At 39.5% G+C, this 11,312-nt stretch carries 9 protein-coding genes; 1 reads left to right on the top strand and 8 read right to left on the bottom strand.

What is annotated here, in order from left to right:
* Positions 1–17: 17 nt before the first annotated feature.
* From ADJ67_06760 to ADJ67_06775, 4 genes are all read right to left on the bottom strand, one after another.
* Positions 18–1,130 carry a hypothetical protein gene (locus ADJ67_06760; GenBank protein ID AKT47363.1) on the bottom strand — a complete coding sequence of 371 codons (1,113 nt, stop codon included), beginning with the start codon at positions 1,128–1,130 and terminating at the stop codon, positions 18–20.
* 207 nt (positions 1,131–1,337) lie between these two features.
* On the bottom strand, positions 1,338–3,635 hold the full coding sequence (locus ADJ67_06765) for a homocysteine methyltransferase (protein AKT47704.1): 2,298 nt from the start codon (positions 3,633–3,635) through the stop codon (positions 1,338–1,340).
* 37 nt (positions 3,636–3,672) lie between these two features.
* Positions 3,673–4,350, bottom strand: a complete 678-nt coding sequence (locus ADJ67_06770; protein AKT47364.1) for a hypothetical protein — start codon at positions 4,348–4,350, stop codon at positions 3,673–3,675.
* Positions 4,347–5,201 carry a hypothetical protein gene (locus ADJ67_06775; GenBank protein ID AKT47365.1) on the bottom strand — a complete coding sequence of 285 codons (855 nt, stop codon included), beginning with the start codon at positions 5,199–5,201 and terminating at the stop codon, positions 4,347–4,349. Before ADJ67_06775 ends, ADJ67_06770 begins: the two co-directional genes overlap by 4 nt.
* 332 nt (positions 5,202–5,533) lie before the next feature.
* Here ADJ67_06775 and ADJ67_06780 point away from each other — a divergent pair, with 332 nt between their 5' ends.
* Positions 5,534–6,817: an O-acetylhomoserine aminocarboxypropyltransferase gene (locus ADJ67_06780; protein ID AKT47366.1), complete on the top strand. Its 1,284-nt coding sequence runs from the start codon at positions 5,534–5,536 to the stop codon at positions 6,815–6,817.
* Positions 6,818–6,936: 119 nt separating this feature from the next.
* Here ADJ67_06780 and ADJ67_06785 read toward each other — a convergent pair whose 3' ends face one another.
* The 4 genes from ADJ67_06785 to ADJ67_06800 form a co-directional block, all read right to left on the bottom strand.
* On the bottom strand, positions 6,937–7,482 hold the full coding sequence (locus tag ADJ67_06785; protein ID AKT47367.1) for a GNAT family acetyltransferase: 546 nt from the start codon (positions 7,480–7,482) through the stop codon (positions 6,937–6,939).
* An 18-nt stretch (positions 7,483–7,500) separates the two neighbouring features.
* Complete coding sequence (locus tag ADJ67_06790; GenBank protein AKT47368.1) at positions 7,501–8,613, bottom strand: hypothetical protein; 1,113 nt, start codon at positions 8,611–8,613, stop codon at positions 7,501–7,503.
* 99 nt (positions 8,614–8,712) lie between these two features.
* Positions 8,713–10,170 carry a hypothetical protein gene (locus ADJ67_06795; protein AKT47369.1) on the bottom strand — a complete coding sequence of 486 codons (1,458 nt, stop codon included), beginning with the start codon at positions 10,168–10,170 and terminating at the stop codon, positions 8,713–8,715.
* 286 nt (positions 10,171–10,456) lie between these two features.
* Entirely contained in the window at positions 10,457–11,119 is a 663-nt protein-coding gene (locus ADJ67_06800; GenBank protein AKT47370.1) for a membrane protein, read from the bottom strand.
* Positions 11,120–11,312: the final 193 nt, after the last annotated feature.

Consider the following 11,312-nt stretch of genomic DNA (forward strand, 5'->3'; position numbering starts at 1 on the left):
GAATGCAAACTCTTATATTAACTTTCTTTGCGAGGAAATCTCGGTCTATTATCAAAAATAGTTTCCCCTCCTGCTTGAATCAGATTGCTAAACGCGTTCATTATTTCTATTCTTTTCGATTTAGGAAGCTTCGTATATTCTTTTAGCACAATTTTGGTGTTTTTAAATATCGACCCACCAAATTCCTTAAAAGTCTCTGCCTCTGTCTCTTCTATCATTGAAAATACAGTCATAATAATAGATTCTCTTGTTTCATCATCCATCTTTTCTAGCCAAGACCCAAGTGATGTTCTTACAAATTTGCTTAGGGCATCTAGCTCTGCTTCTACAAAATGATCCTTTGTTACTTCCCAGGTCATAGCATCATGTTGAATGATACCTGTTGCGTTACTTCTTACAACTTTCTGTTCTCCAAGATTTGTAAGCAGCTGACCTATTATAGATGTCTGCGGAACTATATTACAGATTTTTGATGAAATCTGCTTATATCCATCAGCGTGTATAACCTCATCTCTAAAGCCTGGACCATCATTATTATATACTTTTGTGATTCTATCCTTTATGTGATCCTCGCAGAAGCTAGCAGCATACATTGCGAAGTTTCCTCCTTTTGAGTGACCTCCTAAAATAAGTTTTCCATCCAAATGTTTAGATACTTTATTTAGGTAGCACGCTGCTTCCTTTGCACCTTCTATCTCTGAGGTGAAACTCATAAAAACATCCTCTTTCCAGCCTGTTATAGTATTGTCAGTTCCACGAAATGAAATATAATTTGTACCATCAGGAAGTATTAGTACAACAGCTGCAAACTGTTTGATTTTTTCTTTGTCAAAAATATCTGCGTAATATGCAATCTTAGTTCCTCTAAAACGTTCTCCTGAAACCATTTCTTCAAGAAGCAGCGGAGCTTTCTTGCTAAACTTTGCATTTTTTCTTAATTCGTCAAGGGAATATCTTTTGCAAAAAAGCTTAAAAGCATCTTCAATACTATAAACCTTCTCTTGTTCTCCAAATAACTCTCCAAAGTCAATATATGATATGTATGACAATATAACATTATCTATATCATTTAAACTTGCTGTATGAAGACTAACATCGTTTCTCCACTTTAGATAATCTAATAAATCCATTTCTTCACCAAATATAGCTTTAACTATGCAACTAAAAATTTTTAAGTTTTAATCTTTTATATTTTAACATATAGTAATTCACAAAGTGTACCCTTTTATAGCTTATATTGGTATTCGTTAAAAATATAAGTTATAAAATAATATAATATAATAAAAAAGACCTACCAAAGTCTGCCACATGCATAGCTCTAATAGGTCTTAATTTCTTTATTCTTCTTCTGATACTTTCTCTGCTACTTTGACAGATGTGTTTGCATCCTTTGCGTAGTAGTCAGCACCTACCATCTGGGCATAATCCTCATTAAGCACAGCACCACCTACCATGGTTTTGCAATTTAGATTGTTTTCCTTTAAGGCATCTATGGTTCTCTGCATATTCTTAACAGTCGTTGTCATTAGCGCACTTAGTCCAACAATGCTAGGCTGGTATTTTTTGACTGCTTCCACAACATCGTCAACAGGGACATCTCTACCAAGATCAATTACTTCATAGCCATAATTTGAAAGAAGCATCTTTACTATATTTTTGCCTATGTCGTGCACATCACCTTCTACAGTTGCAACAACAACCTTTTCTCTCTTAACCTCAGCTTCTGTGTTTGCCTTGCTTATGACTGCAAAGCCATTTTGGACGGTCTCTGCACTGAGCATGAGCTGTGGGAGAAAAAGCTTACCAGTCTCATAGCCTCTTCCGACCTCGTCCAAGGCTGGAATGAAGTAATTGTTTATAATCTCCATAGCATCCTTGGTCTTTAGCATCTCTTCGACTAGGGGAGCTGCTTGTTCCTTAAGACCTTTTATGATTACATCCTTAAGGTCGATACTGCCACCACTTGACGGGAAGCTCTGTGGCTCTGGCGTATTTCCGCCATATTTAGCGATGAAATCGCTTCCGCCCTTGTCCTGATTGTTTAGAACCTTAAAAGCGTTCACAGTGTCCATAATTTCCTTTGAGCATGGGTTGATGATAGGAGCATCAAGTCCCACACCAAATGCTGCTGCAAGAAATACCGAGTTCAAAAGCGGACGATTAGGAAGCCCAAATGATACATTGCTTACACCAAGCACGCACTTTAGACCTAGTCTGCTCTTTACAAGCTTGATAGCTTCTAGCGTAGTCACAACCTGCTCCTGCTGAGCACTTGCAGTTAGAACTAGGCAGTCTATCAAAATATCCTCTTTTGGTATTCCATAGCTCAAAGCTGTATCTAAGATTCTCTGCGCAATTTCAAAGCGTCCCTCTGCAGTTTCTGGAATTCCATTTTTATCAAGGCATAGGCCTAAAACACATGCACCGTACTTCTTTGCGATAGGAAATATCGCTTTCATGGACTCCTCTTCACCGTTGACTGAGTTAATCAAAGGCTTACCCTTATAAACTCTAACAGCCTCTTCGACAGCCTTTGCATCCGTGCTATCTATCTGCAGTGGCTGAGAAATACCTGACTGAAGCTCCATAACAGCCTTCTTTAAAAGCTTTGGTTCATCAATCTCTGGAAGACCCACATTGACATCCAAAATGTCTGCACCTAGGTCAGCCTGAGTTATGGCCTCATTCAGGATATAGTCGTAGTCCTCTTTCTTGAGCGCTTCTTTTAGCTTAGGCTTTCCTGTTGGATTTATACGCTCACCAATCAGATACACCCCGCCGTCTAAAATCACGGTGCTGCTTGCTGAGCAAACTGCGGTAACACGCTTTGGTGAAGTTGTAATAGGCTTGAGTTCTTTGATTTTCTCCTTTGATTTTTGGATGAATTCAGGAGTTGTTCCACAGCATCCTCCAAGAATGCGTACACCCATTTTTGCCATCTGCTCAATCTTCTCAGCATAGGAGTCACTGCTATAGCCGTAGTTACCCTGCATATCTGGAAGCCCAGCATTTGCTTGTACCATAACAGGAACTGTAGCGTACTCAAGTATTGTTCCTACAATCGAAATCAGTTCGTCTGGACCAAGAGAGCAGTTTACACCAAGTGCATCTACACCAAGTCCCTGAAGACTTATAGTTGCAGAGACTGGATCAACTCCGACAAAGGTTCTACCGTTATCCTGATATGTCATAGTTGCAAACACTGGAAGATTTGTATTTTCCTTTGCTGCGAGAATACCAACCTTAAGCTCCATGAGATCTGAGAAGGTCTCAAAGATGACAAGATCAGCACCTGCCTTTTCTCCTGCAACTAGCTGCTCTTTGAATATATCATAGGCTTCCTCAAAGGAAAGAGTCCCTAGAGGTGCCATTAGCTGACCTATAGGGCCTATGTCTAACGCTACATACTTTGGATTTGCTGCCTTTGCATTTTCTACAGCAGCAGTCACTAGAGTCGCTATATCTGTATCCTTTATCTTCAGTCTGTTAGCACCGAAGGTATTTGTCGTTATGCAGTCACATCCTGCCTCTACGTACTCTCTATGTATGCTTTGAATGAGCTTTGGGTTTGTCAAAGACAGTAGATCTGGTATTCCACCTATCTCTAAGCCACTTTTCTGCAGCATTGTGCCCATAGCACCATCAAATATTAAATGTTCATTTTGAATATGCTTAAGAATTTCCACAGATTGTTCCTCTTTTCCTAAATTCACAGGACTGTCTCAAGCTACAGATCCCGCACTTTTGTGGTTTTGCTACCTTGCCCTCGTCCGAAAGGCCTAGAATTGCAGATACCGACTTTATTGGAATTAGAATGTTCGATGGTGAAAGATTTACACCAGTATACTTTTCTGGAGTTAGAAGTCTGAACAAAGTTTGCTGAGCCGAAATATCAAGGTCACCATACCCTGGACTAAATCTATATCCGTGTTTTTTCATTCCGGTTGTTTCCAAAATTTCTGCTTCAACTGCATCTACTACCTGCTCAGCAAGTGTTGACCCACAGCTGTTAAAGACTACCGCCTTTGTTGGCGCAGTCGCCTGAAGCAATCTAAGCTTATTATCAAAAGCAGAACCTATGGTTGCGCAGAGAAGTGCACACATAGTGCAACCTCTGATATTGTCCGCTAGGTTCTTACTCTTAAGGCTCAAAGATGATCCCGTGAAGTTTATCGTATCTTCATCTATCGTTACAGGAAAAAGTCTATACATATATGAGGGTCTAATATTTGCAAGACATTCATCTGCCGCTTCATTGATGATACCTTGCAGATCTCCCCCTATATCCTGTCCCTTGTATCCGAGGTATCTAAGTACCTCGGGCATATTAATCTTATCTATTTTTATCATTGTCTAGCTGCCTGCATGAGCGCCTTCGCAATATGCGGCTTGTTCATTGTGTAAATGTGTATTCCGTCAACGCCCTCTTTCTTGAGAGTTTCAATCTGACTGCATGCGTATTCGATGCCGGCCTTCTCTAGATCCTCTTTGTTATCCTGATACTTTGCAAGTATACGAACTATGTTTCCAGGAAGCGATACACCGCACATATAGATCATACGCTCTACCTGCGCTTTGCTTAGAATAGGCATTATTCCTGCAAGGAATGGTGCATCTACTCCTGCATTTCTTAGCTTTGATAGATAGTTAAGGAAGATATCTGAAGAGAAGCTCAGCTGGCTTATCAAAAAGCTCGCACCTGCCTCAACCTTCTGCTTTGTATGCTCGATTTCTGCATCTAGGTCACCGCAGTCTATATGTGATTCTGGATAACAGGCAGCTGCTACGCAGAAGTCCTCAGCCTTAATTTCTTTGATCAGCTCTTTAGCGTATGTGTACTCTGGGCTAATTGATAGTCCCTCGATAGGTCTATCACCACGCAAAGCAAGTACGTTTTCGATACCCTTTTCCTTAAGAAGTGCTAGACGATCTGCAACCTGCTGCTTTGTTGATGTTATACATGTAAAGTGAGCAACTGGTTCTGTGTCATAGTTTTCCTTTATATGTGCGCAAAGCTTTGCTGTATTGTCTGACTGTATAGTTCCACCAGCACCACAGGTTACACTTATGAAATCTGGCTTTAGTGTGCTTAGCTCATCTAAAAGCGGAATTGCAGTATCTATGTTTAAATCGTTCTTCGGCGGAAACACCTCTAGTGATGCCGCGAAGCCTTTTTCTTTTATAATGTCTGATATTTTCATAGGAAATCTCCTCTCAATAAACCTTTAAAATTGAACAAATTATACCAATATAAAAAAACACTGTCAATCTGTGTAAATCTATTATCAGATATAGCTACAAGCTATAATTGGCTTTAATGCAATATTGTTTCTTTATAATACACACGCGTAAGCTATTCAAAACTATTTTTGTTTTGTTATAGGTTTAGATTATAGCTAACCATATTCATATAGTATTAGACACGAAATAAAAATAGGTGTATTCTCATATCACGGTAAGGCGCTGTGATCCGGACAGGCGCCAGTAAATTAGGTATAAAGGTAATTTTGAAAAGATAGAAAGAGGTGCAAACATGAGTGAATATAAATTTGAAACATTACAGGTACACGCAGGACAGGAGCAGGTAGAAAAGGAAGCGGGAGCAAGAGCAGTTCCTATTTATCAAACAGCTGCTTACGTATTTAACAATGCAGAGCACGCTGCAGCGCGCTTTGGGCTTTCTGATCCAGGTAACATTTATAGCAGACTTACAAATCCAACACAGGACGTTTTTGAGCAGCGTATTGCAGCTCTAGAAGGCGGCATAGCAGCACTAGCACTCTCATCTGGTGCAGCTGCAATCACATATGTAATCCAAGCACTAGCGGCTCCTAAGGGACATATCATAGCGCAGAGCAGCATCTACGGTGGAACATATAACCTGCTTGCTAACACCCTGCCATTACAGGGTATCGAAACAACTTTTGTTGACATACATAATTTAGAAGAAGTCGAAAAAGCATTCCAGGAAAACACAAGAGGAGTTTTCATCGAAACTTTTGGAAATCCAAACAGTGACATTCCTGATATCGAGGAAATCGCAAAGCTTGCACATAAGCACGACGTACCTCTTGTAATAGACAACACTTTTGGAACTCCTTATGTAATCCGTCCAATAGAGCACGGTGCAGATATCGTTGTACATTCTGCAACAAAGTTCCTCGGTGGACACGGAACAACTCTTGGCGGAGTAATCGTTGATAGCGGAAAATTCGACTGGAAGAAGAGCGGCAAATTCGCTTCCGTTTCTGAACCTAACCCAAGCTATCACGGAATTTCATTTACAGATGCTGCTGGCCCTGCTGCCTTCATCACATATATACGCGCGGTTCTTTTGAGAGATACAGGTGCTACAATCTCACCTATAAACGCATTCTTGCTTCTTCAAGGAGTTGAAACTCTATCCCTAAGACTAGACAGACACAAGGATAATGCAAAGAAGGTTGTAGAGTATCTATCAAAGCATCCTCTCGTAGAAAAGGTAAACCACCCATCGCTAGATAACCATCCGCAAAATGCCCTATACAAAAAATATTTCCCAAATGGTGGTGGTTCGATATTCACATTTGACATCAAAGGCGGCAAGGACGCGGCATTTAAGTTCATCGATAATCTAAAGATTTTCTCACTACTTGCAAATGTAGCTGACCTAAAATCTCTAGTTATTCATCCTGCTACAACAACACATTCTCAGCTTTCAAAGGAAACCCTTGAGGCTCAGGGAATTAACGATGGAACTGTTAGACTTTCGATAGGAACAGAGCACATCGACGACATTCTAGCAGATCTAGAAAACGGCTTTGCTGCAGTAAAATAATATACTAGCCTAATACCAAACACTTATAAAATCATATAGAAAAGCACAGCCTTAGATATTAATTTATCCTGTGGCTGTGCCTTTTTGTTTCTATATATTTTGTGCACTATAGCTCTAATCTACATATGTTGTTCCTGCCAGTCTTCCTTCGTAAGTAGGTTTGTATGGCTTGTTCTAACCTCATTCAACAGAGGAACCTCAAGCTTTTCTCTAGTTTTGCTATATACAAATCCACATTTTTCTTGAACTCTCTTTGATTTTTCGTTGCCATCAAAATAAGAGCACCAAATCTTTTTCATGCCAAGCTCCTCAAATCCATACTGAATAAGTCGCTTTGCTGCCTCAGGCATATAACCATTACCCCAAAGCGGCTTGCCAATCCAGTATCCTAGCTCGCACTCATCGTCTCTATCTGTCAAAGCAGTATGCTCTTTTAAAATCAGCTCAACTGCCCCTATCGCCTTATTATCATCCTTAAGGCAGATTCCATAGCACTGAGGGCCACTCAAAACCTCTCTAATGACGTCTCTGCTCTCCTGCACGCTTTGATGCGCCGGCCAGCCTGCCACAGGACCAACATCGGGATCATTTGCATATTCAAATATGCTCTCTGCATCCGTCTCAGTTAAGGGACGAAGTATCAATCTTTCAGTTTCTAATATCATAATTCAATCTCCCATACATCAAAATTTATGCCTAACGCAATCCACCATAAAACAGGAATACTCAGGGTATAGCTTTAGCCTCACCTCTGGTCTTGGTTCGCCTGCCTTGATGCGCCTTATCATTTCATTGAACTTTTTCAGTTCCTCTTCCCAGCTTTCGATGGTCTCCTTCTTTTCTTCCTCGCTGTCGTATTCGTCTTCAAAGGATTCCTTGAGTGCCTGCTCTAAATAAGCGCGATTATTTTCTTCTAGCTTTGCAAATCGCCTAAGCTCTCCCTCTTTCCACAAAACATAAAACAAGTAATCACAGTCCACTATGTAATAATCCTCGTCAATATCCTCGGTGCAATAGTCGAGGAATTTATCGTATTCCTCGAGCACATAGTAAGCGTCGAAGATTTGAAAATCAGCTATATCATCCGTATTCAAATAATATCCATCGTCGCTATCTAAATATATCTGGTCTAGGTAATTCAATGCGTCGTATTTATTTCCTAGATACACCTCGGAGTATGCCAAACAAAGCCTTAGCCACATTCTATCAGGATAAACTTTATATAGCTCCAAGAATGTCTCTTTGGATTTCTCATAATGCTTAAGCTCATAAAGAGTAACTGCATAATCAAGCACGCTCTCGTAGCTCTCATCTAGGTTCTTAGCTATCTCAAAAAACTCACGACTAAGCTCAAGGTTTTCAAGGTTGCTAGAATATTCATACTCTGAGAAATTGTAAAGTCCAAGCGCCTTATATGTCTCAGCAAATGGCGATTTCAAATCCTTAGCTTTGTTCAGATACTCGAGTGCCTTCTGGGAATAATCTTCAACAAAAGCGATATTCGTATAGATTCTCGCTTTATCTTTAAGATCTAAAGTATTATCAAAATCACGCAAGAAATTCTCTAATAACTCTACATAAGCTTCGTCACCGTGTCTAAGCTCAAGATTGACGGATGCAAGAGTGCATATGATGTCAACATTTGATGGGAACTCTTCCTGCTTTGCTAATAGATAGCTTCGCATTTTCTCTAGATATTCCTTTGATTTATCATAGTCTCTTAGAATTTCTTCCCCATATCTGTTCTCATATTCAGTTTTCAGCTCATGCCAATAGGCTTTAATTTCTTTTAACATTTTTCTTGCTTCCTATATTATAAATACACTTGATTTATTATATCAAAAAAGCTGGGCAAATATACCCAGCTTTTTGTCAATATTTAGTTACCTTATATCCTATTTTGACTGCTTACGTCTATATCCGACAACTGCTACTAGCATTGCAGATGATAGCATTAGCCATGCATACTGTGAAGCATCATTTACATCTCCCGTATTTGGAGTCTTTGGCTTCTTTGGTGTTGGTTTCTTTGGTTCTGTCTGTGGCGCTGGCTTTGCATTGTCAGTTACTGTGATTTTGCCATTTGCCGCAACTACAGTTTCGCCCTGAGCGATTGTTCCTAGTGTTACTGTTCCATCTGCATTTACTGTGAATGTGAAATCTGTTACTGTTAGGAATCCTTCTGGCGCAGCTTCCTCGTGGAATCTGTACTGTCCTGGCTCAAGCATAACCATATGGCTTGTTGTTCCGCTTACCCACTCTTCAATCTTCTGAGTTCCATTGAAGATTTGAATCTGTGCTCCTGCAAGCTCAGCTCCACCAAGCTTAACCTTGCTGAATTCTATCTGCTTTGATGTTGGTGTAGGTGCTGGTCTAGCATTGTCAGTTATTGTGATTTTTCCATTTGCTGCAACTACAGTTTCGCCCTGTGCGATTGTTCCTAATGTTACTGTTCCATCTGCATTTACTGTGAATGTAAAGTCTGTTACTGCAAGGAATCCTGCTGGCGCAGCTTCCTCATGGAATCTGTACTGACCTGGCTCAAGCATGATTTTCTTGCTTGTCGTAGTGCTTGTCCATTCATCCACCTTCTGAGTTCCCTTGAAAATCTGAATCTGTGCGCCTGCTAGCTCAGTTCCACCAGCCTTAACCTTGCTGAATTCAACTTCCTTAGTTGTTGGCTGTGGAGCTGGCGCTGCCTGAAAATGTCCGCTCAATAGGTTTTGGTATGCATTATCTTGAGATCTATAGATATCTAGCTGTGTTCCTGCCGGAATAGCTGTTGTGCTATTTACTAGATCATTAAATGCGTCCTTCTCATTCTGTGTAAAGTTGTTTCCACTTGTATCTCTATTAGGCATATTGAATGTGTCAGTATAGTACCAAACAGCATACTGAGTTATCTGTCTAAACTGTCCATCCGTTAGGCCGTATCTTTCTTTGATACCTGAGTTATTGCTTGGATAACCATCGTAGATAACTCTTATCAAAGCATTATAGAGATCTTCGCCCGTAACTCTCTCAGTATCAGCAAGCTCTCCAAAGCTAGCTGCAGTACCTAGTTCCTTAGTGTAAAGAGTCTTTCTTGGGGAGTTTAAGCTCTCTGGGAACGCTCTATGGTCATTGAAGCAGTAAGCTACATCACCTTTATCGTTTGAGCCCTGTGGTCTAACATAGATTGGATTCTTTAGATGATCACTTGCTGGATACTCACCTGACTTTGTATAAGCCTGGTATACTTCAGCAGCATCCGCCTGAATTGACAAACCTGAGAAAACTGGAATCAGAACAATTGATAGCATAAGTACAACTGCTCCCACTGGCTTTCTAAGGCTTTTGAAAATGCTAATCATAACACCTCTCCTCGTATTCCTTTCATAATAACCGTATTGTAAACAAAGTTTACTCATTCTAAAACAAAAATTGTCACTTTTGTTATTCACGCTAATTATATATGTTCGCACACAATTTATCAATATTTTTTTACTATTTTTACATTGAATAAATACGTATAAAATAGTCTCTCTTTTTAGATATTCATTAAAGCGAATAATTATAGTAAATCCAATAAAAAAAGATGGTGTTTTATGCTAGCACCATCTTAAAAAAAGAGTTTCTATATCTCATTATGAGCCTAAATTAGCAATGATCTTCTGTTCCCTCGTAGAACATTATTACAAGCGTAATGATTAAAAGCACTGTCGAAAAGAGTATTGCATATGTGCCGAGTATAGGAATCAAAAAGCTTTCAATTATCGCACCAACTATGAAAGATACTATTATTCCATAATAGAGTAGTGATTTTCTAAGGTACGATTTTTCTTTAGTCACAATAAAACGGTCAAGATTTGCTGTCCCGCTCCTAAAGTTTCCAATACACATTGTAGTCGTAATGCTATTTCCATGTATTGCCCTAAAGCTTTGCACCTGAATTCCACAAGCAAATGATAACAAAGAGTTTGCAAGGTCATTAGCTAACTCTGGCAAGAAAATTACAGAGGTTAAAATGATTGCTTCTAGCATAACAGATATTTGACGCCAGTGAACCATCTTATATTTCTTCCTCGTATTGATTACATCAGATACAATTATTCCGATTGCAAAGAATAAAACTGGCCAAAAGTACTTTGATGCTACCGCAAAATTTCCCCCAGCTATATTCACACCCATCAAAAGCATGTTGCCCGTCTGCGCATTCGAGAAAACCTGCCCTCTGAAAAGATATGAGTATGCATCCATACATCCACCAGAAAGGGCAAGGAGAATGCCACAAGGTATAGATTCTGATACTTGTTTTTTCATTTCTGCTTATCACCAACCTTTAAACGATATATTATTGTATCAAAAAAGTACTTTAGTAAATTACATTAACATACTTTTATGTTGAAACATACACCATAATTCAAATAATATCTATGTCATTATTTTCAGTGCTTAGATCTGTGCCCTAGTACTATAAGTAAATTTGCATCTTTTATAATGTATTTTGCGTCAA

Origin of the sequence: Eubacterium sulci ATCC 35585 (assembly GCA_001189495.1) — a bacterium.
Lineage (GTDB): Bacteria > Bacillota > Clostridia > Peptostreptococcales > Anaerovoracaceae > Eubacterium_B > Eubacterium_B sulci.

Bases quoted from the DNA above. Each gene is read 5' to 3' on its own strand.
- ADJ67_06760 (AKT47363.1), bottom strand. From the start codon at position 1,130: ATGGATTTATTAGATTATCTAAAGTGGAGAAACGATGTTAGTCTTCAT.
- ADJ67_06765 (AKT47704.1), bottom strand. From the start codon at position 3,635: ATGGGCACAATGCTGCAGAAAAGTGGCTTAGAGATAGGTGGAATACCA.
- ADJ67_06770 (AKT47364.1), bottom strand. From the start codon at position 4,350: ATGATAAAAATAGATAAGATTAATATGCCCGAGGTACTTAGATACCTC.
- ADJ67_06775 (AKT47365.1), bottom strand. From the start codon at position 5,201: ATGAAAATATCAGACATTATAAAAGAAAAAGGCTTCGCGGCATCACTA.
- ADJ67_06780 (AKT47366.1), top strand. From the start codon at position 5,534: ATGAGTGAATATAAATTTGAAACATTACAGGTACACGCAGGACAGGAG.
- ADJ67_06785 (AKT47367.1), bottom strand. From the start codon at position 7,482: ATGATATTAGAAACTGAAAGATTGATACTTCGTCCCTTAACTGAGACG.
- ADJ67_06790 (AKT47368.1), bottom strand. From the start codon at position 8,613: ATGTTAAAAGAAATTAAAGCCTATTGGCATGAGCTGAAAACTGAATAT.
- ADJ67_06795 (AKT47369.1), bottom strand. From the start codon at position 10,170: ATGATTAGCATTTTCAAAAGCCTTAGAAAGCCAGTGGGAGCAGTTGTA.
- ADJ67_06800 (AKT47370.1), bottom strand. From the start codon at position 11,119: ATGAAAAAACAAGTATCAGAATCTATACCTTGTGGCATTCTCCTTGCC.